Annotated in this window: 22 protein-coding genes and 1 tRNA gene; 14 read left to right on the top strand and 9 right to left on the bottom strand. The window is 69.1% G+C overall.

Annotated elements, in window-relative coordinates:
- Positions 1-10 precede the first annotated feature (10 nt).
- The gene (locus tag ABZ420_RS01870) at positions 11-751 is read right to left on the bottom strand and encodes an Asp/Glu/hydantoin racemase (protein ID WP_357116106.1); all 741 of its coding nucleotides are present in this window, start codon (positions 749-751) and stop codon (positions 11-13) included.
- Positions 752-837: 86 nt separating this feature from the next.
- Here ABZ420_RS01870 and ABZ420_RS01865 point away from each other — a divergent pair, with 86 nt between their 5' ends.
- Both ABZ420_RS01865 and ABZ420_RS01860 read left to right on the top strand, forming a co-directional pair.
- Entirely contained in the window at positions 838-1,803 is a 966-nt protein-coding gene (locus tag ABZ420_RS01865; protein ID WP_357116104.1) for a D-2-hydroxyacid dehydrogenase, read from the top strand.
- A 12-nt stretch (positions 1,804-1,815) separates the two neighbouring features.
- On the top strand, positions 1,816-3,216 hold the full coding sequence (locus tag ABZ420_RS01860) for an amidase (RefSeq protein ID WP_357116102.1): 1,401 nt from the start codon (positions 1,816-1,818) through the stop codon (positions 3,214-3,216).
- Between the two features lie 48 nt (positions 3,217-3,264).
- Here the strand turns inward: ABZ420_RS01860 and ABZ420_RS01855 are convergent, their stop codons facing one another.
- Together ABZ420_RS01855 and ABZ420_RS01850 are read right to left on the bottom strand one after the other, a co-directional pair.
- The gene (locus ABZ420_RS01855; protein ID WP_357116100.1) at positions 3,265-3,759 is read right to left on the bottom strand and encodes a DUF3830 family protein; all 495 of its coding nucleotides are present in this window, start codon (positions 3,757-3,759) and stop codon (positions 3,265-3,267) included.
- Positions 3,760-3,817: 58 nt separating this feature from the next.
- Positions 3,818-5,059, bottom strand: a complete 1,242-nt coding sequence (locus ABZ420_RS01850) for an aminotransferase class III-fold pyridoxal phosphate-dependent enzyme (RefSeq protein ID WP_357116098.1) — start codon at positions 5,057-5,059, stop codon at positions 3,818-3,820.
- A 130-nt stretch (positions 5,060-5,189) separates the two neighbouring features.
- On the opposite strand from ABZ420_RS01850, the gene ABZ420_RS01845 reads away from it, so the two are divergent.
- Both ABZ420_RS01845 and ABZ420_RS01840 read left to right on the top strand, forming a co-directional pair.
- Positions 5,190-6,662 (top strand): NAD-dependent succinate-semialdehyde dehydrogenase, encoded by a 1,473-nt coding sequence (locus tag ABZ420_RS01845; protein WP_357116096.1) that lies wholly within the window; start codon positions 5,190-5,192, stop codon positions 6,660-6,662.
- Entirely contained in the window at positions 6,622-7,755 is a 1,134-nt protein-coding gene (locus ABZ420_RS01840) for a tartrate dehydrogenase (protein WP_357116094.1), read from the top strand. The genes ABZ420_RS01845 and ABZ420_RS01840 overlap by 41 nt, the downstream gene beginning before the upstream one ends.
- Positions 7,756-7,937: 182 nt before the next feature.
- Here the strand turns inward: ABZ420_RS01840 and ABZ420_RS01835 are convergent, their stop codons facing one another.
- From ABZ420_RS01835 to ABZ420_RS01820, 4 genes are all read right to left on the bottom strand, one after another.
- The gene (locus ABZ420_RS01835; RefSeq protein ID WP_174315409.1) at positions 7,938-8,606 is read right to left on the bottom strand and encodes a metal-dependent transcriptional regulator; all 669 of its coding nucleotides are present in this window, start codon (positions 8,604-8,606) and stop codon (positions 7,938-7,940) included.
- A gap of 168 nt (positions 8,607-8,774) precedes the next feature.
- Entirely contained in the window at positions 8,775-9,239 is a 465-nt protein-coding gene (locus ABZ420_RS01830; RefSeq protein WP_357116092.1) for a hypothetical protein, read from the bottom strand.
- Entirely contained in the window at positions 9,236-10,423 is a 1,188-nt protein-coding gene (locus tag ABZ420_RS01825; RefSeq protein ID WP_357116090.1) for a PLP-dependent aminotransferase family protein, read from the bottom strand. The genes ABZ420_RS01830 and ABZ420_RS01825 overlap by 4 nt, the downstream gene beginning before the upstream one ends.
- 1 nt (position 10,424) lies before the next feature.
- Positions 10,425-10,877 carry a cupin domain-containing protein gene (locus ABZ420_RS01820; protein WP_063910474.1) on the bottom strand — a complete coding sequence of 151 codons (453 nt, stop codon included), beginning with the start codon at positions 10,875-10,877 and terminating at the stop codon, positions 10,425-10,427.
- A 433-nt stretch (positions 10,878-11,310) separates the two neighbouring features.
- Here ABZ420_RS01820 and ABZ420_RS01815 point away from each other — a divergent pair, with 433 nt between their 5' ends.
- A complete protein-coding gene (locus ABZ420_RS01815) occupies positions 11,311-12,282 on the top strand; it encodes a bifunctional riboflavin kinase/FAD synthetase (protein ID WP_357116088.1) in 972 nt (323 codons plus the stop codon).
- A 3-nt stretch (positions 12,283-12,285) separates the two neighbouring features.
- On the opposite strand, the gene ABZ420_RS01810 is transcribed toward ABZ420_RS01815, so the two are convergent.
- Positions 12,286-13,104 carry an alpha/beta hydrolase gene (locus ABZ420_RS01810; protein ID WP_357033978.1) on the bottom strand — a complete coding sequence of 273 codons (819 nt, stop codon included), beginning with the start codon at positions 13,102-13,104 and terminating at the stop codon, positions 12,286-12,288.
- A 258-nt stretch (positions 13,105-13,362) separates the two neighbouring features.
- Between ABZ420_RS01810 and rpsO the strand changes: the two genes are divergently transcribed.
- The 4 genes from rpsO to ABZ420_RS01790 all read left to right on the top strand — a co-directional run bounded on the left by rpsO (position 13,363) and on the right by ABZ420_RS01790 (position 18,456).
- Entirely contained in the window at positions 13,363-13,632 is a 270-nt protein-coding gene (gene rpsO / locus ABZ420_RS01805; RefSeq protein WP_039799352.1) for a 30S ribosomal protein S15, read from the top strand.
- A 589-nt stretch (positions 13,633-14,221) separates the two neighbouring features.
- Positions 14,222-16,510 carry a polyribonucleotide nucleotidyltransferase gene (locus tag ABZ420_RS01800; protein ID WP_357116086.1) on the top strand — a complete coding sequence of 763 codons (2,289 nt, stop codon included), beginning with the start codon at positions 14,222-14,224 and terminating at the stop codon, positions 16,508-16,510.
- A 38-nt stretch (positions 16,511-16,548) separates the two neighbouring features.
- A complete protein-coding gene (locus tag ABZ420_RS01795) occupies positions 16,549-17,889 on the top strand; it encodes a pitrilysin family protein (protein ID WP_357116455.1) in 1,341 nt (446 codons plus the stop codon).
- 144 nt (positions 17,890-18,033) lie between these two features.
- Positions 18,034-18,456, top strand: coding sequence for a hypothetical protein (locus ABZ420_RS01790; RefSeq protein WP_357116084.1), 423 nt, complete (start codon positions 18,034-18,036; stop codon positions 18,454-18,456).
- Positions 18,457-18,477: 21 nt separating this feature from the next.
- Here the strand turns inward: ABZ420_RS01790 and ABZ420_RS01785 are convergent, their stop codons facing one another.
- Complete coding sequence (locus tag ABZ420_RS01785; RefSeq protein WP_040868114.1) at positions 18,478-18,807, bottom strand: helix-turn-helix domain-containing protein; 330 nt, start codon at positions 18,805-18,807, stop codon at positions 18,478-18,480.
- Positions 18,808-18,900: 93 nt separating this feature from the next.
- Here ABZ420_RS01785 and ABZ420_RS01780 point away from each other — a divergent pair, with 93 nt between their 5' ends.
- The 5 genes from ABZ420_RS01780 to ABZ420_RS01760 all read left to right on the top strand — a co-directional run bounded on the left by ABZ420_RS01780 (position 18,901) and on the right by ABZ420_RS01760 (position 21,728).
- Positions 18,901-20,115 (top strand): MFS transporter, encoded by a 1,215-nt coding sequence (locus tag ABZ420_RS01780; RefSeq protein ID WP_357116081.1) that lies wholly within the window; start codon positions 18,901-18,903, stop codon positions 20,113-20,115.
- 71 nt (positions 20,116-20,186) lie between these two features.
- Positions 20,187-20,262: transfer RNA gene (locus tag ABZ420_RS01775), tRNA-Gly, on the top strand.
- A 270-nt stretch (positions 20,263-20,532) separates the two neighbouring features.
- Complete coding sequence (locus tag ABZ420_RS01770) at positions 20,533-20,967, top strand: Hsp20 family protein (RefSeq protein ID WP_357116079.1); 435 nt, start codon at positions 20,533-20,535, stop codon at positions 20,965-20,967.
- 42 nt (positions 20,968-21,009) lie between these two features.
- Positions 21,010-21,318 (top strand): hypothetical protein, encoded by a 309-nt coding sequence (locus ABZ420_RS01765; RefSeq protein WP_357116077.1) that lies wholly within the window; start codon positions 21,010-21,012, stop codon positions 21,316-21,318.
- A gap of 98 nt (positions 21,319-21,416) precedes the next feature.
- Positions 21,417-21,728 (top strand): cold shock domain-containing protein, encoded by a 312-nt coding sequence (locus tag ABZ420_RS01760; protein WP_357116075.1) that lies wholly within the window; start codon positions 21,417-21,419, stop codon positions 21,726-21,728.
- Positions 21,729-21,858: the final 130 nt, after the last annotated feature.

The following is a 21,858-nucleotide window of genomic DNA, read 5'->3' as shown; positions in this document are numbered from 1 at the left end:
TGTTCTTCCTTCAGAAAACGTTGAGCAGCCACTTGCCGGGACCCATCATCGGCAGCTTCATCCGGCCGAGACAGGCCCACATGGTGAGCTGGTTGGCGGTGAGCACCGGCTTGCCGAGTGCCTTCTCCAGCGGCTCTATCACGTCGTAGGTCGGCAGGTTGGTACAGCTGATGAAGACGGCCTGGGCCTCGGGATCGTCGGCGCCGACGATGCGTTCGGCGATCGTGCGGTAGCTGACCTTCCAGATGCCGCCGCCGAGCCCGAGGTGGTCGGAGCGCACCACCGAACACCCGGCCTCGGCGAGGAATTCGTGCAGCCGGTGGGTCAGGATCTCGTCGTAGGGGGTGAGCACCGAGATCCGGGTGAGGTCCAGATGGCGGATCGCTTCGAGCAACGCGCCCGAGGTGGTGACCGCGTCCTGCGCCCCGGCCCGGCAGATGGTGTCGCGCAGCGACTTCTCGTAGGCGAGGCCTTTGATGAAACTGCCCGACGTGCACAGGTACGCCACGACTTCGGGTTCCACGTGCAGCACGTTGTGCGTGGCCGCGGTGAGATGCGCCGCGTCGGACACCAATTCGGCCATCTCCAGCGAAACCGGGACCGGCTCGTAGGGGGTGCGCGCCAGATGCAGACTCACATCCAGTGGCGCCCAGCGCCAGAGCTCTCGTTCGAGTGCGAGATCGAACGGTGCGATGATCCCGATGCCTCGTTGGGCAACGGGCCCCTCGAGGTCGGGAAAGCTCAGATCCACTACGGCCCCTCTCGCGCTCAGCCGGGACGACCTCCGAACACGATCGGATTGTTGACAATCATACGATGTGATCTTAGTGTGTCAATGTGGAACAGGGCCCGATTGTCGTCGTCCTGCACAGTGACAGTGTGCCCGACGCCGAGCGAATGGACCGAGTAGCAGGCCGTGCCACCATCAGGTACACCGAGGCGCCCGGATTGGCGGACGCCCTGCGCGGAGCGGAGGTCTTGTTCGTCTACGACTTCCGTACGCGGGCGCTGCCCGGCGCCTGGCATGCCGCCGACCGCTTGCGATGGATGCACATGGGCTCGACCGGCGTCGACCCGGCGATGTTTCCCGAATTGCGGGCGAGTGACGTGGTGGTGACCAACACCCGAGGCGTCTTCGACGCCGCGATCGCCGAATACGTGCTCGGCCAGATCCTCGGTTTCGCCAAGGACCTGTCCGGCTCGCTGCTGCTGCAACAGCGGCACGAGTGGCGGCATCGGGAATCCGAACGAGTCGCGGGGGCGACGGCGCTGATCGTCGGCACCGGCTCGATCGGACGCCATATCGCCCGGTTGCTGCGCGCGGTCGGGATGACCGTGCGCGCGGTGGGCAGGCGCGAGCGCGCTGCGGATCCGGATTTCGGCGAGATCGCCACCGATCTGCACGCCGAACTGGCCGGTGCCGATTACGTCGTCGCGATCGCCCCGCTCACCGAGCAGACCAGGAACATGTTCGACGCCGCCGCCTTCACCGCGATGAAACCGCACGCCAGGTTTGTCAACGTCGGCCGTGGGGAACTCGTTGTGACCGACGATCTCGTTGCCGCGCTGCGCACCGGATCGATCGCCGCGGCGGCGCTCGATGTGGTGGACCCCGAGCCGCTCCCCGCCGATCACCCCCTGTGGGAACTGCCGAACGTCCGGATCACCCCGCACAACTCCGGTGATTTCATCGGATGGCGCACCGAGATCGTCGACGCGTTCACCGAGAACTTCGACAACTGGATCGCCGGACGTCCGCTGGACAACGTGGTCGACAAAAGGCTGGGGTACGTGCCCGGCTGAAGGAGCCCATCCATGAGCTACCCCGACAAGAACCAACCCACCGACCCGACCGCCATGACCGCGGTCGAGCTGGTCTCCGCCTACGCGGCGGGCGCGTTGTCGCCCGTGGAGGCGACCGAGGCGATCCTGCGCGCGATCGCCGACCGTGACGGCGCGCTCAACGCCTTCTGTCTCGTCGACCCCGATCGCGCCCTGGTGCAGGCGAAGGATTCCGAGTCCCGCTGGCAGTCCGGTCACGCCCGCGGCCTGCTCGACGGTGTGCCGATCTCGATCAAAGACGTGTTCCTGACCGAGGGCTGGCCCACCCGGCGCGGGTCGACGTCGATCGATCCGGCCGGACCGTGGCCGGTGGACAGCCCGGTGGCCGCGCGGCTGCGCGAAGACGGCATGGTCTTCCTCGGCAAGACCACCACCCCGGAGATCGCCTGGAAGGCGGTCACCGACAGCCCGCTTGCGGGTGTCACCCGCAATCCGGCCGATCCGTCCACCACGGCGGGCGGCTCCTCCGGCGGTAGCGCCGCGGCCGTCGCCGCGGGCATGGGCCCGGTCTCGGTGGGCACGGACGGCGGCGGCAGCGTGCGCATCCCGGCCGCCTTCTGCGGCATCGTCGGGTTCAAGCCCACCTACGGCCGGATTCCGCTGTTCCCGGCCAGCCCGTTCGGTCCGCTGGCGCACGCGGGCCCGATTACGCGCACGGTCGAGGACGCGGCGCTGCTGATGGACATCCTGTCGCTGCCGGATCCGCGCGACCCCACCGCACTGGCTCCCACGCTCACCGCGTTTCGCGCGGAGATGCAGCGCGACGTGCGGGGATTGCGCGTCGCGTACTCGCCGACGCTCGGCTACGCCGAGGTGGACGCCGAGGTCGCCGCGATCGTGGACGCGGCGGTGGCTCGCCTGGCCGAGGCCGAGCTCACGGTCGGCGCCGCCGACCCGGGCTTCGAGGATCCGCGCGAGGCGTTCGAACTGCTGTGGGCGGCCGGCGCGGCCACCATGCTGTCCGGCTTCCCGGAAGGCACGCGCGACCGGGTGGACCCCGGTTTGCGTGCGGTCTGGGAGCGCGGTGAGACCGTCACCGCCGTCGACTATCTCGCCGCGCGCAACGTGGCAGCCGGAATCGGCATCACGATGGGCGCCTTCCACACCGACTACGACGTCCTGATCACCCCGACGGTGCCGATTCCCGCGTTCGAAGCGGGACACGACGTGCCGCCCGGCAGCGGCCTGCGCGGCTGGCCCGAGTGGACCCCGTTCACCTACCCGTTCAATCTCACCCAGCAGCCCGCGATCAGCATCCCGGCGGGCGCCACGCGCGCGGGCCTGCCGGTCGGGCTACAGATCGTCGGTCCGCGTCACTCGGACGATCTGGTCCTGGCGGTGGCCCGCTACGCCGAATTCGTGCTGGCTTCCTGAACGCGAGTGGCCCCGCGGCATGCCGCGGGGCCACTGTATGTGCGAGTCTCAGGCGCGGGCGAAGGCGAGCGTCTCGCCCTGCACGCCGTGCAACCACAACGTGTTGCACGCCGCGGCGATCTCGGCGAGCCCCTCCTCGATGGTGGCGAAGACGTTCCCCGGCACCCACCCGAGGTCGCCGTTGATCAGCAGATTGTTGCGGCCGTAGAACAGTGCCAGATCGGTGGCGCCACGCTCGTGCTCGGCCGCGGAGCCGGGCTCGTAGCCATAGGCGGGATTGCCGATCTCCCACGGCTCGAAATCGAACAGGCAGACGTCGCCGGGGATCGGCGTGACCGTCGGATTCTCCCGATGCGGGGCCGCGTCGATCCGGGGGAGCAGGGTGTACACCTCGTTGCGGGCGTACTTGGCGTGGAAAGCGTCGCCTTCCTGCGGCAGCGCGTTCCACACCGCCGCGCAGGTGCGCGGCGCCTCCTCGTCCAGCAAACGGGCGCGGCAGGTGACCGCCGCCTTGGTGAGCGTGATCGTGATGTAGCGGGCCATGCGGTTGCTTCCTGATCGGTGCCCGGCGGCCGGGCACAACGGACGGATCGTTCGCGAGCTACAACTCGGCGAGCACCTCGGACCAGATCGCCAGAGCGTCCTCGATCTGGGTATCGGTGACGATCAGCGGCGGGATCATTCGCACCACGTTCATGTGCGCGCCGCAGGTCAGCAGTAGCAGGCCCTTGTCCACCGCGGCGCGCTGGGCGGCCGCGGCGGTCGCCGGATCGGGTTCGCCGGTGGCTGTGGTGAACTCGGCGCCCGCGAGCAGTCCGAGACCACGGACGTCACCGATCGCCTTGACGGCGCTGTCGCGCAGACCGCGCAACAGCTGTGCGCCGCGAGCGGCCGCGTTGTCCACCAGCCCTTCGGATTCGATGACGTCGAGCGTGGCGATCGCCGCCGCGCACGCCACCGCGTTCCCGCCGTAGGTGCCACCCTGCGAACCCGGCCACGCCCGCCCCATCAATTCGCGCGAGGCCGCGATGCCGGACAGCGGGAACCCGCTGGCCAGGCCCTTCGCGATGGTGATCACGTCGGGCCGGACGTCGAAGTGCTGGTGGCCGAAGAACTTCCCGGTGCGCCCGAAGCCGGTCTGGATCTCGTCGAAGATCAACAGGATGCCGTGCCGGTCCGCGCGTTCGCGCAGGCCGCGGAAGAACTCGGTGTTACCGGGGACGTAACCGCCTTCACCGAGCACCGGCTCCACGATGAACGCGGCGGTCTCGGCGGGGGAGGTGAGCGTGGCGAACAGATAGTCGAGTTCGCGCAGCGCGAAGGCGGTCGCTTCCCGCTCGCTCCAGCCGTAGCGGTACGCGGTGGGGAACGGCGCGACGTGGACCCCCGGCATGAGCGGGCTGAACCCGGCCGAGAAACGGGTGCCGGAGGTCGTCATGGTCGCGGCGGCCACGGTGCGGCCGTGGAAACCGCCGTGGAAGACGACGACGTTCGGGCGTCCGGTGGCCTGGCGCGCCAGCCGCAGCGCGGCCTCGATCGCCTCGCTGCCAGAGTTGGCGAAGAACAGCGCGTCCAACCCCTCGGGAAGCACCGCGCCGAGCCGTTCGGTGAGTTCCAGCAGCGGCCGATGCAGCACGGTCGTGTACTGGCCGTGGATCAGCGAGGCCACCTGCGCCTGCGCGGCCGCCACCACCTTCGGGTGGCAGTGACCGGTGCTGGTCACGCCGATACCGGCGGTGAAGTCCAGGTATCGGCGCCCGTCGGTGCCGTAGAGATAGCACCCCGCGCCGTGGTCGACGGTCACCGGAGTGGCCTGTTTCAGGATGGGCGAGAGCTCGGTCATGGTGATTCGCCTCCCGGAGCGGGTGGGGAAAGATTGTCTATTGTCTGATTGTCGACAATATGCATAACATGGCGGCACCGGTCGCAGCAATGGCCGAACGCTGCGCGGTGCCGAAAGGAGCCACCGAACCATGCTCACCGAAAGCACGTTGAGCGCCGCGGAACGCGCCGCGATCGACACCGTGCCGCGCGGCTTGTTCATCGACGGCCGGTGGCGGACGGCGGCCCGGACGCTGCCGGTGTTCGACCCGGCGACCGGTGAACTGCTGTGCGCGGTGGCCGACGCCGATCCGGCCGACGGTCTCGCCGCGCTGGACGCCGCGTGCGCGGCGCAGCGGGAATGGGCGGCCACGCCGCCGCGAGCGCGCAGCGACCTGCTGATGCGCGTGCACCACGCGTTGCTGGCCGAGACCGACAGGCTCGGGTTGATCGCGACACTGGAGATGGGCAAACCGCTGGCCGAGGCGCGCGGCGAGATCGCCTATGCCGCGGAGTTCTTCCGGTGGTTCGCCGAGGAAGCCGTGCGTCTGGACGGCGGGTACATGCCCGCGCCGGCCGGCGGTTCGCGTTTTCTCGTGGCACGGCAGCCGGTCGGCCCCAGCCTGCTCATCACGCCGTGGAACTTCCCCGTGGCCATGGGCGCGCGCAAGATCGCGCCCGCCCTCGCCGCGGGCTGCACCTGCGTGGTGAAACCGGCCGAGCAGACGCCGCTGTCGATGCTGGCGCTTGCCGAGGTGATGGCGGGCTCGGGGCTGCCCGCCGGGGTGGTCAACGTCATCACGACGGCCGATCCCGCCGCGGTGATGACGCCGCTGATCCTCGACGACCGCTCGCGCAAGCTGTCTTTCACCGGCTCGACGGCGGTCGGCAAGCAGTTGCTCGCGCAGTGCGCGCAGACGGTGATGCGCACCTCGATGGAACTCGGCGGCAACGCGCCGCTGCTGGTCTTCGACGACGCCGATCTGGACGAGGCGGTCGAGGGCGCGGTGGCGGCGAAGATGCGCAATATCGGCCAGGCGTGCACCGCCGCCAACCGCATCCTCGTCCAGCGCGGCGTCGCCGAGGTCTTCGCCCGCAGGCTCGCCGCTCGGCTGGCGGACCTGCCGATGGGCCGGGGCACCGAGCCGGACGTGGTGGTCGGTCCGCTGATCGACGCCGAGGCCGTCGCCAAGGTGCAGCGCCTCGTCGATGACGCACGCGCCCGCGGGGCCACGGTGCTCACCGGCGGCTTCGCGCCGGACGGGCCGGGCACCTTCTATCCCGCGACCGTCCTGGTCGACGTGCCCGACGCCGCAGAGCTGTGCCATACCGAGATCTTCGGACCGGTCGCCGCGATCGGTGTCTTCGACACCGAAGACGAGGCGGTGAGCCGGGCCAACGACACCCCGTACGGACTGGTGAGCTACGTCTTCACCGAGAACCTCCGGCGCGGATTGCGGGTGTGCGAGGCGCTGGAAACCGGCATGGTGGGCCTCAACCAGGGCGTGGTGTCGAACCCGGCCGCACCGTTCGGCGGTGTCAAGGAGTCCGGGCTCGGCCGTGAGGGCGGGCTGACCGGGATCGATGAATTCCTGGAGACCAAGTACATCGGAGTGCGACTGTGAAGGAGTTCTCGTGAGCCGGTACCGCATCGCCGCCATCCCGGGTGACGGGATCGGAGTCGACGTCACCGCGGAGGCGGTGCGCGTGCTCGACGCCGTGCTGCCCGGTCTGGAGTGGACCGAATTCGATTGGTCCTGTGAGAACTACCTGCGCACGGGGGCGATGATGCCGCCCGACGGCGCGGCGCGACTCGCGGGCTTCGACGCGATCCTGCTCGGCGCCGTCGGCTTTCCCGGTGTGCCCGACCACGTTTCGCTGTGGGGGCTGCTGATCCCGCTGCGCCGCGCCTTCGGTCAGTACGTCAACCTGCGCCCGGTGCGCCTGCTGCCCGGCACGGAGTCGGCACTGCGCGGCCGGACCGCCGACGATTTGGACATTCTCATCGTGCGGGAGAACTCCGAGGGCGAATACTCCCGGATCGGCGGCATCCACAACGAGGGCCGCCCCGACGAATTCGTGCTCCAGGAATCGGTGTTCACCCGCACCGGATGCGAGCGGATCATCCGCTACGCGTTCGAGCGGGCCGCCGAACGGTCGGGGCGGTTGTGCTCGGCGACCAAGTCCAACGGGATCATCCACTCGATGCCGTACTGGGACAGCGTCTTCGAGCGTGTCTCGACCGAGTATCCCAGAGTGGAGACGCGGCAGACGCACGTCGACGCGCTGGCCGCCGAACTCGTGCTGCACCCGGACCGGCTGGACGTGATCGTGGGCTCGAATCTGTTCGGCGACATCCTCTCCGACCTCGCCGCCGCCGTGACCGGCGGGCTCGGTCTGGCGCCGTCGGGCAATATCAACCCCGAGCGCACCGGCCCCTCGATGTTCGAGGCGGTGCACGGCAGTGCCCCCGACATCGCCGGTCAGGGCATCGCGAACCCGGTCGCGCAGATCCTCGCGGGCGCGATGCTGCTCGACCATCTGGGCGAGTCCGCCGCGGCCGCCGCGGTCGACCGAGCGGTCTGCGACGTGCTCGCAGCCGGGGAGATCCGCACCCCGGACCTCGGCGGCACCGCGACCACCACCGAACTCGGCGATGCCATCGCCACTCGCGCGGCAGAACTGGCCCGCGCCGCCGCCCCGGCCGACCGCGGCTGACCTGATCGCTCGGATAGTTCTCGGACTCCGCCGCCGGCGGCGGGAACGGTCGATGGTGGCGGTGGCCGCCGCTGTGATGACCCGCGCGAACACTCCGATCGCTCGGAGGATGGCCGACGACGCGCGGCAGCCGGAGCCGTGCCGACCTCGACGGGTGCGACCCGCCGACCGAGCGGACCGGCTCAGGCGGTGAGCCAGATGGCCTCGGCGGCGGGGCGCCCGAGGTCCGTCTGCGAGTCGGTGGCGCCGATGCGGATGGCGATGGTGCCCGCGAAGTCGCGGCGTTCGACGACCGTGATCGCGGTGTCCAGCGCGATGCCGACGGAGTCGAAGTAGCGCAGCATGTCGGGGTCGGCGTCGGAGATGCGCGCGACCCGGCCGGTCTCACCCGCGTGGAAGTCGCTGAGCTGGCGCGCGGGCGGGGTCGGCACCGCGCCGTCCACCGAGGGGATCGGATCGCCGTGCGGGTCGCGATCGGGGTATCCGAGCTTGGCGTCGATCCGGGCCATCAGCAGTTCGGAGACGGCGTGCTCGAGCACCTCGGCCTCGTCGTGCACCTCGTCCCAGCCGTAACCGAGCTCGTTCACCAGGAACGTCTCGATGAGCCGGTGCCTGCGCACCATCGCGACGGCGGCGCGGCGGCCCTCGGGGGTGAGGGCGATCGCCCCGTAGCGGGCATGCTCGACCAACCCCTGGTCGGCGAGTTTGCGGACGGCTTCGGACACCGTGGAGGCCGACACGCCGATTCGCTCGGCGAGCAATTTGGTGGTCACCTTCTCCTGCGACCACTCCTGCGCGGTCCAGATGACCTTCAGGTAGTCCTGGGCGACCGACGAGAGCACCGGCGCGATCGTCGCGGTACCGCCGTGCGCGTCGCCCGGCGCCGGGGCGTCGGCCAACTCGCGTCGAGTGGCGATATCTCGTTTACCTGGCACACCCCCGAGCTTAGGCACTGGCGTGCCGATGCACACATCCTCGACCCGCGGCCGGCGCAGCGACAACGAAGCGCTGTTCGCCGTTCACCCGCCGCGAAGTGGGCGGATCGGTGTCCGCGTGTGCGTGGGTCGGACCGATGTCGACAGATCCACCGCGTCGCGATGCGCGGCCACGCCGTCGAATCGGCGACCGGTCAACCGGGCGGTGGCCGGTGCGCCCACCGGCTCGCCGGACAACGCGTAGAACGTCGCCGTGGCGAACCCGGTGAACTCGTCGCCGGTCACGTCGAGCTCGAAGGCGACGATTCCTTTGCGCACCACGGCGGGGTCGGTGCGATCGACGGTGAACTCCAGGAAGGCGCCGGTGACCCGCTCGCCCGCGCTGCGCCAGGTGCCCATGCCGTTGCTGTCGCTCGTGGCGCGATTGCCGTGATCGGGATTCGATTGCAGCATCGTGCCGCCAGGATGGAACTGCATCACGTGGTAGCCGAACGGAGCGCCGTCGGCGCGAACTTCCCAGGTGCCGTGCACCGGATGCCGATCGCTCATGCCGTCTCCCCGCAGACGATCGCGAGCGCGGCGATGCCCCGATCGATATCGTCGCGCGGCACGTTCGCGAAACTCAGCCGCATGGTGTTGCGGTGCTCCGCGACGTCGTCGGCGTAGAAGGCGCTGCCGGGCAGGAACGCCACCCCCTGCCGCAGTGCCCGCGCCAGCAGCGCATCGGCATCGAAATCGGTCGGCCCCTCGATCCACATGAACATCCCGCCCTCCGGCTCGACCCAGCGGAACCCCGGCGGGAAATGCCGCTCGAGCGCGACCGACAACGCGTCCAACTTGGCCGCATAGGCGTCGACGAGGTGGGCGAGGTGGGCGATCCCGGCCGAACTGCCGAGGAATTCGGCGGCAATCGCCTGGCAGTACGTCGAAGTCTGCATATCAATGCCCTGCTTCAACGCCAGCACGGTCCGCAGGAGATCCGGGGGCATGACGGTGATTCCGACGCGGATCGCGGGAGCGAGCGTTTTCGACAGGGAGGTGATGTAGACCGAGTTGTCCGGCGCGAACGACGACAGCGCGGGCTGTGCCACGCCGCGATAGCGCAGGTCGGTGTAGACGTCGTCTTCGACCACCAGCGTGCCGTGGCGGACGACGATCTCGGCGATTTCCGCACGCCGATCGGCGGGCATCGTCCGCCCGGTTGGATTCTGGAAAGTGGGCAGTAGATAGACGAATGCCGCGTCGTGTCGGGACAGGGCTTCCGCGAGCGCTTCCGGCACGAGGCCGAATTCGTCGGAGGGCACCGGCACGACGGCGGCTCCGTGGCTGCGGAATTCCTTCACCGCCGGGCCGTAAGTGGGAGTCTCGACCAGCACCACGTCCCGCGGGTCGAGCAGCGCCAAACACACATTGTGCAATGCGCCGGAGCCGCCGGTCGAGATATGCAGGCGATCGGGCGTGCACCGAATATCGCGATTGTGCAAAAGGTTTCGGGCTTCCTCCAACAGCGGGGCGAATCCCTGGGTCATCCCGTATTGGAGGACGGCGCTGCCGTATCTGCCCACGACCGTCTGCGCCAGCGTGGCGACGAGCTCGCTCGGCAGCAGAGCGGGGTCGGGCGCTCCGACGGCGAAGGACACCACGTCGGGGCGGTTCGCGAGTGCCGCGAAGATGTCGTCGATCGGCCCGCTGGTCACCTCGGCCGCGCCGCGGCTGCGTTTGCGGACGGCCACGTCAGCCGACCGGGTCGAGGCGCCGCAGGCGGGCAACCACTTCGGGTACGTCGGCGTCGTATTCCGGCGTCAGCACCACGTCGTCGTTGAACAGCGGATCGGTCCGCATTTCCACCGCTACCAGATCCTCGGCCTCGTCGAGATTCACCGCCACGTGCACGACGCCTTCGGGGATGTAGATGAACTCGCCCGGACCGTGGAAATGTGGCGTCAGCTCCGGGCCGATCAGGGTGACCGCTCGTCCGCGCAGGCAGACGACGACGATCTCGCTGTGCGCATGATAATGCGCTTTCGACATCGCGCCCGGGGCCATGTTGACCATGCCCGCCGAGATTCCTGTGGCGCCACAGGTTTCGGTGGTGACGCAAGGAATGAGGCGTTGTCGTTGCCTGCCGATTGTTTCGGCCGAATCGGACGGTTTGATCACACGCACGTGCTTGACTGCACTTTTCATGGCTACTCCGGGGCACTCCGTCACCGACGAATTGGACGCTAGACCATTCCCGCTGCTGGCGAGACGAACTCGTCGGCCTGTGGGAAACCGGCGTGTATCGGCGCTTTCGCGATGCCGTACGGATCCTTTCCGGTGACCTGAGATTTCCTCGGCGATGTCGTCGACACCGACGGCGCGGCACCGCGATGCGCCGTCGGGCAGCGGCCGCGGCCACCCCCCGGTTATCCCTCGGGCGGCTACCGCGCGTCTCCTGCCGCGGCGGGGGTTGGCCCGGCCGATCGGCGCCGTTCCCGCCGGGTGGCGTACGACCTGTCCGCGCCCGCGGCGCCAGGCACGGCTCGCGCCTCCGCGTCGGCTCACCGCAGCGGAACCGTTGTGTGAGATCAGCACGCCCGAATACTGTTCGCTACCTGATTTGCGTAGGCTGCGCACTGTGCAGAGATGGCGAAGTCTCGACGAGGTGCCCGCGGACTGGGGGCGCTGTGTCGTCACGATCGGTGTGTTCGACGGTGTGCACCGCGGCCACGCGCAGCTGATCAGCCGGGCCGTGAAGTCCGCCGCCGCGCGCGGCGTGCCCGCCGTGCTGATGACGTTCGATCCGCACCCGATGGAAGTGGTCCGCCCCGGCTCGCACCCCGCGCAGCTGACCACCCTCACCCGCCGCGCCGAACTGGCCGAGGAACTGGGCGTGGACGTGTTCTGCGTCATGCCCTTCACCCATGAGTTCATGAAGCTGACTCCCGCGCGTTATGTGCACGACCTGCTGGTGGAGCGGTTGCACGTGGTCGAGGTGGTGGTCGGTGACAACTTCACCTTCGGCAAGAAGGCCACGGGCACCGTCGAGACCATGCGCGAGCTCGGCAAGCGCTTCGGCTTCGAGGTCGACGGCGTGACGCTGCTCGCCGAACACGCCGTGACCTTCTCCTCGACCTACATCCGCGCGTGCGTCGACGCCGGTGACATGGCGGCCGCGGCCGAGGCGCTGGGACGTCCCCATCGGGTGGAGGGCGTCGTCGTGCACGGTGACGGCCGGGGCAAGCAACTCGGTTTCCCCACCGCGAACGTCGCGCCGCCGATGCACGCCGCGATCCCGGCCGACGGCGTGTACGCCGGATGGTTCACCGTGCTCGGCCCCGGCCCCACCATCGGGACCGTCACCCCGGGCGAGCGGGCCATGGCCGCCATCTCGGTGGGCACCAACCCGACCTTCTCCGGCCGCGCCCGCACCGTCGAGGCGTACGTGCTCGACGGCGAGGCCGATCTCTACGGTCAGCACGTCGCGGTGGATTTCGTCGAGCACATCCGCGGCCAGCGGAAGTTCGACTCGGTGGAGGAGCTCGTCGAGTGCATGGGCCGCGATGTGGACACCGCGCGCAAGATCCTCATCGCCGTCGACGCCGGGTGAGCGTCAGGACTTCATGAAGTCGAGCAGGTCGTCGTTGAGCTGCGCGGCATGCGTGATGTACAGGCCGTGCCCGGCGGTCGGGTACTCCTTGTAGACGCAGTCCGGAACGAGTTCCGCGGTGCGCCTGCTGCTGGCGTCGATCGGGATGGACTGATCCGGCACCCCGTGCACGACCAGAGCGGGTATCGGCAGTTTCCGCAGGGTCTCGCGGTGGTCGGACGGGAAGGTCGACTCCCAGACCGCGATGGTGGCCCACGGCGCGGCGGACAAGCAGCGGCGCGTCTCGTGCTCGATCAGCGCGGGGGAGACGTCGTTGCCGAGGTGGGTGGCGAAGTATCCTTGCGCGCGGTCGGCGAACCATTTGGGCCGGTCGGTGCGCCACTGCGCGACGGAGGCCAGGGCCGCCTCGTCCGGCAGGCCATGGGGGTTGTCCTCGGTCTGCCGCAGGAACGGCAGCGTGGTGGCGAACAGCGCGATGCGCGCGACCCGCGCGGTGCCGTGCCTGGCGAGGTAGCGCGCGACTTCGGCGCCGCCCGCGGAGTGGGCGACCAGGGTGAGCTCGCGCAGGTCCAGGTGTTCGATCAGCTCGGCCACGTCGTCGGCGCGGGTGTCCAGGTCGTATCCGGTCGACGGCCGGTCGGAGCGGCCGTGCCCGCGCCGGTCGAGCAGCACGCAGCGGTAACCCCGCTCGACGAAGAACGGGACCTGGTACTCCCACATCTCCGTGTTCAGCGCCCACCCGGCGATGAACACGATCGGTGCTCCGGTTCCGTAGTCCTCGTAGGCCAGGCGGGTGCCGTCGGTCGTCTCCAGGTAGGGCATCGTCTTCTCCTCGTATTCGGCGGTACGAGAAGAAGATTCGCAGCCGGACCGCGCGGAGTCGATTACCCGGGAGGTAATGCCGATGCTTCCCTGTGCCGCACGGCCGGAACCGGGGACGAGACCCGCGGGCGGCGATTTCGGCGTGCGGCGCCCGGTCCGGTAGGGTGGTCCCTCGGGTTTGCTGCGGTCCGCGGTGGCGCCCATACCCGGGTAACCGGACCTTCGAGCGCGGAACTGAGAAACAGGAGTGGATGCCTCATGGCGCTGACCACCGAGCAGAAGTCGGCGATTCTCGCCGAGTACGGCCTGCACGAGAAGGACACCGGTTCGCCGGAGGCGCAGATCGCGCTGCTGTCCAAGCGGATCGCCGACATCACCGAGCACCTGAAGAAGCACAAGCACGACCACCACACCCGGCACGGTCTGATGGCGCTGATCGGTCGTCGCAAGCGGCTGTCGAAGTACCTGCAGGACAACGACATCAACCGCTACCGTTCGCTGATCGAGCGCCTCGGGCTTCGTCGGTAGTTCTTTCCGGCGCCTTCGGCGCCGAGGTTCGCGGCCGCTCATGGCTCGCGTCCGAGCAACCGCTGCCGGCGACTTCGTCGCGGACGCAGTGATCCCTCGACGCGAGCCGGGCCGCGAACGGCGCGTGAGACCGTGCGGCGGTATGGCTGCCGTGGTCGACTTGCGCGCTTCGATGTGTGGGGGTGAGCTCGGTCCGGGCGCTCGTGAACCGCGGTGGCGGTAACAGGCGGTCCGACATGGAGTGCCCGAGGCGGTCGCTGGTTCAGCCGACGGGGAGACGTACAATCGCTCCGTTGGCTATTTGTGTATAGGAGGGGTGGATCGCCCCCCTGCGCACGACAACATTGCACAGCCGTATGCACCCGCCCGCGTGGCGTCGGTCTTCGGTAGTGGCCTATCGGCAGCGAGTTGACGCCGTCGGGCTTCGATCGATGACCGCCTCCGCGTCGCCGTCTCCAAGGGGATTCGGCCGGGTGCGCGCGTCGCAGCCAGGAGGGTTGCCGCGCGTCCGTACCCGGTACGGCTGACGACAGCCGGATCGCGCCACTGTGCGCTCGAGCCGGCGAAGACGAGAGGTTGAGAGAGAAGAATGACCGAAACAACTGAACGCAAGAGCACCGCCGTCGAGGTCGAACCGGGCGTGTACGAATCCGTCGCGCTGATCGACAACGGCAGCTACGGCACCCGCACCATCCGGTTCGAGACCGGACGCCTCGCCCGGCAGGCCGCGGGCTCGGTCGCCGCCTACCTGGACGACGAGACCATGCTGCTGTCGGCCACCACCGCGGGCAAGCAGCCCAAGGACCAGTTCGACTTCTTCCCGCTGACGGTCGACGTCGAGGAGCGGATGTACGCCGCGGGCCGCATCCCGGGATCGTTCTTCCGCCGTGAGGGCCGTCCCTCCACCGACGCGATCCTGACCTGCCGCCTGATCGACCGGCCGCTGCGCCCGTCGTTCGTCGACGGCCTGCGCAACGAGATCCAGGTCGTGGTCACGGTGCTGAGCCTGGACCCGAAGGATCTCTACGACGTGGTGGCGATCAACGCCGCGTCCGCGTCCACCCAGATCTCGGGCCTGCCGTTCTCCGGCCCGGTCGGCGGCGTGCGCGTCGCGCTGATCCACGACGGGGCCGGGTCCCAATGGGTGGCCTTCCCGACCACCGAGCAGCTCGAGGGCGCCGTGTTCGACATGGTCGTCGCGGGCCGTGTGGTCGACTCCGGCGACGTCGCGATCATGATGGTCGAGGCGGAGGCGACGGACAACGTCATCGCGCTGATCGAGGGCGGTGCGCAGGCGCCGACCGAGGCCGTCGTCGCGGAGGGCCTGGAGGCCGCCAAGCCGTTCATCGCCCGCCTGTGCCGCGCCCAGCAGGACCTGGCCGAGCTGGCCGCCAAGCCCACCGAGGAGTTCCCGCTCTTCCCGCCGTACGGCCAGGACGTGTACGAGGCCGTCGAGGGTACCGCCAAGCGTGAGCTGAGCGAGGCGCTGAGCATCTCCGGCAAGCAGGAGCGCGAGGAGAAGATCGACCAGATCAAGCTCGCCGTGCTCGAGCGGCTCGTCGACGACTTCGCCGGACGCGAGAAGGAATTGGGCGCGGCGTTCCGCTCGGTCACCAAGAAGCTGGTGCGTCAGCGGATCCTGTCCGACGGCTTCCGCATCGACGGCCGCGGCCTGGCCGACATCCGCGCGCTGTCCGCCGAGGTCGCGGTGGTGCCCCGGGCGCACGGCTCGGCCCTGTTCGAGCGTGGCGAGACCCAGATACTCGGCGTCACCACCCTGGACATGGTGAAGATGGCCCAGCAGGTCGACTCGCTCGGCCCGGAGACCAGCAAGCGCTACATGCACCACTACAACTTCCCGCCGTTCTCCACCGGTGAGACCGGCCGCGTCGGTTCGCCCAAGCGCCGCGAGATCGGCCACGGCGCGCTGGCCGAGCGGGCGCTGATCCCGGTGCTGCCCAGCCAGGAGGAGTTCCCGTACGCCATCCGCCAGGTCTCCGAGGCGCTGAGTTCCAACGGCTCCACCTCGATGGGCTCGGTGTGCGCCTCCACCCTGTCGCTGCTGAACGCGGGCGTGCCGCTGAAGGCGCCGGTCGCCGGTATCGCGATGGGCCTGGTCTCGGACACCATCACCAACGATCAGGGTGAGGAAGAGGTCCGCTACGTCGCGCTGACCGACATCCTCGGTGCCGAGGACGCCTTCGGCGACATGGACTTCAAGGTCGCGGGCACCCCCCAGTTCGTCACCGCGCTGCAGCTGGACACCAAGCTGGACGGCATCCCCTCGCAGGTGCTGGCCGGTGCGCTGAGCCAGGCCCACGACGCGCGCGCCGCGATCCTGGACGTGATGGCCGAGGCCATCGCCACCCCGGACGAGATGAGCCCGTACGCGCCGCGCGTCACCGCGATCAAGATCCCGGTCGACAAGATCGGCGAGGTGATCGGCCCCAAGGGCAAGGTGATCAACCAGATCACCGAGGAGACCGGCGCCAACATCTCCATCGAGGACGACGGCACCGTGTTCGTCGGCGCGACCGACGGCCCGTCGGCGCAGGCCGCGATCGACGCGATCAACGCCATCGCCAACCCGCAGCTGCCGAAGGTCGGCGAGCGCTTCCTCGGCACGGTAGTCAAGACCACCGCCTTCGGCGCGTTCGTCTCGCTGCTGCCGGGCCGCGACGGTCTGGTGCACATCTCCAAGCTGGGCAACGGCAAGCGTGTGGCCAAGGTCGAGGACGTGGTGAACGTCGGCGACAAGCTGCGGGTGGAGATCGCCGACATCGACAACCGCGGCAAGATCTCGCTCGTGCCGGTCGAGGACAACACCGAGGAGCCCGGCGACGACGCGGCCGATGCGGGTTCGGCCGGGACCGAGTAGTACTTGTCCCTGTGACGAAGAAGAAGACGACAACCCCTCTGCTCAGCACCGGGCAGGGGGGTTCGTCACTCGAGCTGCGGGCGGACTCGGACAGCGGAGTGCGGCGCACCGTGCTGCCCGGCGGATTGCGCGTGGTCACCGAGCATCTGCCCGGGGTCCGCTCGGCGTCCGTCGGCGTCTGGGTCGGCGTCGGGTCGCGCGACGAAGGCCCCACCGTCGCGGGCGCCGCGCATTTCCTGGAGCACCTGCTGTTCAAGGCGACGCCGACGCGCTCGGCCCTGGACATCGCCGAGGCGATGGACGCGGTGGGCGGCGAACTCAACGCGTTCACCGCGAAGGAGCAGACCTGCTACTACGCGCACGTCCTGGACGAGGACCTGCCCCTGGCTGTCGATCTGGTCTCGGACGTGGTGCTCAACGGTCTGTGCCGGGCGTCGGACGTGGACGTGGAGCGGCAGGTGGTGCTCGAGGAGATCGCCATGCGCGACGACGACCCCGAGGACCTGGTCGGTGACTCCTTCCTGGCCGCGCTGTTCGGTGATCATCCGATCGGGCGCCCGGTGATCGGTTCCGTCGAATCCATCGAGGGGATGCGGGCCGCGCAACTGCGGTCGTTCCACCTGCGGCGTTACCGGCCGGACCGGATGGTGATCGCGGTCGCGGGCAACGTGGAGCACGACCACACCGTGGAATTGGTGCACCGTGCTTTCGAGAACCGGCTCGAGCCCGCGGCGACGCCCGCACCGCGGCGGGAGGGCAGGTTCCGGCCGCACGGCGCTCCGCAACTGCACTGGAGTCATCGCGACAGCGAGCAGGCACATCTGGTGTTCGGCGTGCGCGCCTTCGGGCGGCACGAAGGGGAGCGGCGCTGGCCGTTGTCGGTGCTGAACACCGTCGTCGGTGGCGGGCTGAGTTCGCGTCTGTTCCAACGCATCCGGGAAGAACGCGGGCTGGCCTACTCGGTGTATTCCAGCGTCGACACCTTCGCCGACACCGGCGCGTTCTCGGTCTACATCGGCTGCCAGCCGGAGAACCTGGGCGAGGTGGCGGCATTGGCCCGAGGCGTCCTGGAGGACGTCGCCGCCGACGGCATCAGCGACGCCGAGTGCGCCCGCGCCAAGGGCTCGTTGCGCGGTGGGCTGGTGCTCGGCCTGGAGGACTCCGCCTCGCGCATGAATCGTCTGGGGCGCAGCGAACTCAGCTACGGCAACCACCGCAGCGTGTCGGAGACCCTGGCCCGCATCGACGCCGTCACCACCGAGGAGGTGTCCGCCGTCGCGCGCACGCTGCTGGCGCGGCCCTTCGCCGCGTCGGTCGCCGGGCCGTACAAGCGCACCCGCGAGCTACCGGCCGCCGTCCGGCGGTTGGTGCCGAGCTGATCGTCGCGAGCGAGGGGACCGCGGCTTGGCGGGGAATCCGTTACCGCGATACTGTTTCCGCCGCCCGGCCCTCGGTCCCCGCTGGAGGGCGCTGAACTCGATTGTCCGGGTATGGGATCCGGCGATCTCTGGCAAGGAGTCGAGATGAACCGAACGAATCGTACCCTTCGCGCGCTGGTCACGGTATCGCTGCCCGTCCTCGTGCTGTCCGGGTGCGGCGGAACGGACGCGGAGGCGGGCAAGGCGGGCGAGCCGACCGAGTCCGCACTACGCGCGGAAGCCACGAAGATGACCGACGCGCTGGCGAGTCACGACTACGCCGCCGCGTACCGGTTCCGTTCCGCGCGGTGCAAGCTCACGCTCAACGAGGACGACTACGTGGCGTCCATGGCGCAGCTCTACGACGGCCGGGACCTGAAGTCCGAGCCCGCGCGAATCACCGTCACCACCTCCGGCTCGACCGGCACGGTCAAGGTCGAGCATTCCGACTCCCGCGCGGGTCAGGACGACACGAAGCCGAAGACCTGGACATTCATCGACGGGCAGTGGCGCTTCGACAACTGCTGAGCGCGCACTGCCTCGGCAGGGTCAGTCCCCGCGGGCGCGATTGGCGGCCGCGACGATCGTCGGCACCAGTCCCGGCAGGGCGGCCTCGAGATCGTCGATGCGCAGGCGCTGGCAGGTGTGGCCGTCGATGATCAGGCGCTCGATCACGCCCGCGTCACGCAGGATCTTGAAATGGTGGGTGGCGGTCGATTTGTTGATCACCTCGTAGAGCGCGCCGCAGCGGACCGCCGTTCCGGCGTTGCCGAGCCGGCGCACCATCTCCAGGCGCACCGGGTCCTGCAGCGCGCTGAGCACCGCGGGCAACGCGGCCACCGGGGGCGCCTGCTGGTCCGCGTCTCGCGCATCGGGCATGATCCGGCTCACTCTCAGGTTTGATGATCGTCGTACTGGATGTATCGTCGACTGTGGTTCGATCATCATCAAACTTACCTGATCGGAGTTCCGATGGCAGCGACAATGGCGGTGGCCGTCGATGAGCAGACCGCACAGCCCTGGGCCTACGCCCTGGTCCTCGCGGCCAGTGGCGTAGCGCTGGGGGTTTCGGGCGTTCCGGCGCCGCTCTACGGCATCTATCAGAAGCAGTGGCATCTCTCCCCGCTCACCACGACCATCGTGTTCGCGGTGTACGCGGTAGCCGCCCTGGGCGCGGTGCTGGTGTCCGGGCGGATTTCCGACGTGGTCGGCCGGAAACCGGTGCTGCTCGGCGCTTTCGCCACGATGGTCGCCGGGCTGCTCGTCTTCGTGCTCGCCGACAGCGTGCCGATGCTGCTGCTGGCGCGTGCGCTGCACGGCATCGCGGTCGGCTCGACCGTGGTCGCGGGCGCCGCCGCGCTGCTGGATCTACGTCCGCACCGCGGCGCGCGGTCCGGGCAGCTCAGCGGTGTCGCCTTCAACGTGGGGATGGCGGTGGCGATCCTGGGCTCGGCGCTGCTGGCGCAGTACGCACCGCATCCGCTGCGCACGCCCTACGTCGTGATCACCGTCGTCTGCCTGGCGATCGGCGCCGGAGTGCTCGCGCTGCGCGAACCGCACTCGGCCCGGGTGGCCGGACGCATCCGGATCGCGAGACCCGCCGTGCCGCAAGAGATTCGCGGCGATTTCTGGTTCTCCGCCATCGGCGTGATGGCGGCCTGGTCGGTGCTGGGCGTGCTGCTGTCGCTGTACCCCTCGCTGGCCACGCAGCAGACCGGCATCCACAATCTGGTCTTCGGCGGCGCCGTCGTCGCCTCGACCGCGCTCTCCGGCGCCACGGTGCAGCTGTTCGCGACCGGCGTGCCCGCCCGGTGGGCCGCGATCCTCGGCGACACCGGCATGGCGCTGGCGCTCCTGCTGACGGTGCCCGCGCTGGCCACGCACAACTGGATCGCCGTGCTCGCCGCGGGCGTCGCGCTGGGTGCGACCTTCGGCCTCGGCTTCGGCGGATCGCTGCGTCACCTGTCGGAGGTCGTGCCGCACCACAAGCGCGGCGAGACGATGTCGGCGTACTACTTGCTCGCCTACTCGGCGATGGCCCTGCCCACCATCCTGGCCGGTTGGGCGGCCACCACCTGGGGTCTGAGCGCGGTGTTCCCCTGGTTCGTCGGAGTGGTCGCCCTCGCCTGCCTGCTCGCGGCCGGTCTCGGCCTGCGCCGCCACCGGGCGGAGGTCCAGCGGGCATGAGCGGCGATTGGCTTTTCGCCATGAGTGTCCGCTAATGTTCTGTGTCGCATCACGGGCACCGCGATGCGAATGCGGATGTAGCGCAGCTGGTAGCGCATCACCTTGCCAAGGTGAGGGTCGCGGGTTCGAATCCCGTCATCCGCTCCACGAAGTCTTCCGACCCGCTTCCGGAGTCACCCGGAACGAGCAGGTCATTCATGGTTCCGGTGTCATCATTCGAGCGCATCCGGCTCACTCGTCGTTCCGTATTCCCGCTCAGAGCCGACCGTAGTAGTGCGGTGAGCAACAAGCGCGGTCCGGTATCGCGCCCTGAAAGTTGCCTACCACGACCTCTTGCGCTCATTTTTGGATAGTGCTATAAGAAATCTATCTGATTCAGCACAGGTTATCTCGGTACCACGAGGTAGATGGAGTGAGTTGGAGGTGGCGACCATGTTGATGCGTACCGACCCGTTCCGCGATCTGGAGCGGTTCACGCAACAGGTGCTCGGCACGGCAGCACACCCGGCCGTCATGCCGATCGACGCTTGGCGCGACGGCGAGGAATTCGTGGTCGAGCTCGATCTGCCCGGTATCGATCCCGGCTCCCTGGACCTGGACATGGAACGCAATGTCCTCACCGTGCGCGCACAGCGCCCCGAATTGGACTCGGGCCGGGAGATGATCGCCGCGGAGCGCACCCGAGGAGTGTTCAGTCGTCAGATATTCCTCGGAGAGGGACTCGACACCGAGCGTATCGGCGCCGACTACACCGATGGCGTACTCCGGCTGCGAATCCCGGTCGCCGCACGGGCCAAACCCCGCAAGATCGAGGTCGCCCGCGGTAACGGCCACCAGGTGATCGACGCCTGATCGCCACGGGGCCCAGCACGTTCCGGTAGGAGGTGAAGGGTCGTGACCCTGCTCGACACGTGGGATGACGTCTGCGAGCCAACGCTGCTGGATGCCGAACTCGAGGTGTTGTTCGCCGAGGTGGACGAGATCCTTTGTGAAGCTCTGGCTCCCGCGCGATGTCCGCCGGCGCCGCCGCGCCTGGCTTCTGCCCACGAGGGCGTGACCGGGCTGCGGCGCTCCCCGGAAGTGGCCGCCCTGCGCGGCCGGATCCCCGCGCACCGTCCGCACCCGCGCGAGCGCGGACCTCCGCGGCGGAAGAGGCATCCAGTCGGTGCCGACGGAAAGACGAGCACAGCGAAAGGCAGGTGATGCTGCGGACCCATCGAACCGTCACGTCACTCTCTTCCGACGCGGGCCCGGCACCCGGTGTCCCGGGCCCGCAGCTCCCCTCCCGCGACACGCTTCCCATGACAATCACCACGCATGCCCCTGTTCGATCCCGGCCGCCACGCCGGCATCGCGAGACCGTCGTTCCGGCCACGGCCACCGAATGGCGCCCAGGCACCGTCGCCTGGTTCAACACCGAGAAGGGCTTCGGCTACCTCGAGCCCGATGACCGCACGAGCCCGGTGTTCGTCGACTTCCGCGCCATCGACACCCGCGGATACAAAACCCTCGGTCCGGGGCAAACCGTCGTCTTCACCACCACGATCACCGACCGCGGACCCGAAGCGGCGACGGTGCGTCCCTACCCACGCCCCTGTACGTCCGGGCGGTAGTCCCGCCACCGGGGCCTCGCGTCCGTCGTCTCCCGGATTCGTTCGAGCACAGCCGATGGCAATGCCGGAAGCCCTGCGCTGATCAGCGCAGATCAGGGTGCGATTCGGGCGGTATTTCGGCTTCGCATGT

The sequence above is a fragment of the Nocardia sp. NPDC005745 genome, from assembly GCF_040630775.1.
GTDB lineage: Bacteria > Actinomycetota > Actinomycetes > Mycobacteriales > Mycobacteriaceae > Nocardia.
This window is presented reverse-complemented; position numbering and strand designations above follow the sequence as displayed.

What these genes read in the sequence shown, in the direction of transcription:
- ABZ420_RS01840 (WP_357116094.1), top strand. Translation starts at nt 6,622, where the DNA reads ATGAATTCCTGGAGACCAAGTACATCGGAGTGCGACTGTGAAGGAGTT.
- ABZ420_RS01790 (WP_357116084.1), top strand. Translation starts at nt 18,034, where the DNA reads ATGAACCGAACGAATCGTACCCTTCGCGCGCTGGTCACGGTATCGCTG.
- ABZ420_RS01810 (WP_357033978.1), bottom strand. Translation starts at nt 13,104, where the DNA reads ATGCCCTACCTGGAGACGACCGACGGCACCCGCCTGGCCTACGAGGAC.
- ABZ420_RS01780 (WP_357116081.1), top strand. Translation starts at nt 18,901, where the DNA reads ATGGCAGCGACAATGGCGGTGGCCGTCGATGAGCAGACCGCACAGCCC.
- ABZ420_RS01800 (WP_357116086.1), top strand. Translation starts at nt 14,222, where the DNA reads ATGACCGAAACAACTGAACGCAAGAGCACCGCCGTCGAGGTCGAACCG.
- ABZ420_RS01820 (WP_063910474.1), bottom strand. Translation starts at nt 10,877, where the DNA reads ATGAAAAGTGCAGTCAAGCACGTGCGTGTGATCAAACCGTCCGATTCG.
- ABZ420_RS01830 (WP_357116092.1), bottom strand. Translation starts at nt 9,239, where the DNA reads ATGAGCGATCGGCATCCGGTGCACGGCACCTGGGAAGTTCGCGCCGAC.
- ABZ420_RS01855 (WP_357116100.1), bottom strand. Translation starts at nt 3,759, where the DNA reads ATGGCCCGCTACATCACGATCACGCTCACCAAGGCGGCGGTCACCTGC.
- ABZ420_RS01850 (WP_357116098.1), bottom strand. Translation starts at nt 5,059, where the DNA reads ATGACCGAGCTCTCGCCCATCCTGAAACAGGCCACTCCGGTGACCGTC.
- ABZ420_RS01760 (WP_357116075.1), top strand. Translation starts at nt 21,417, where the DNA reads ATGACAATCACCACGCATGCCCCTGTTCGATCCCGGCCGCCACGCCGG.
- ABZ420_RS01785 (WP_040868114.1), bottom strand. Translation starts at nt 18,807, where the DNA reads ATGCCCGATGCGCGAGACGCGGACCAGCAGGCGCCCCCGGTGGCCGCG.
- ABZ420_RS01860 (WP_357116102.1), top strand. Translation starts at nt 1,816, where the DNA reads ATGAGCTACCCCGACAAGAACCAACCCACCGACCCGACCGCCATGACC.
- ABZ420_RS01845 (WP_357116096.1), top strand. Translation starts at nt 5,190, where the DNA reads ATGCTCACCGAAAGCACGTTGAGCGCCGCGGAACGCGCCGCGATCGAC.
- rpsO (WP_039799352.1), top strand. Translation starts at nt 13,363, where the DNA reads ATGGCGCTGACCACCGAGCAGAAGTCGGCGATTCTCGCCGAGTACGGC.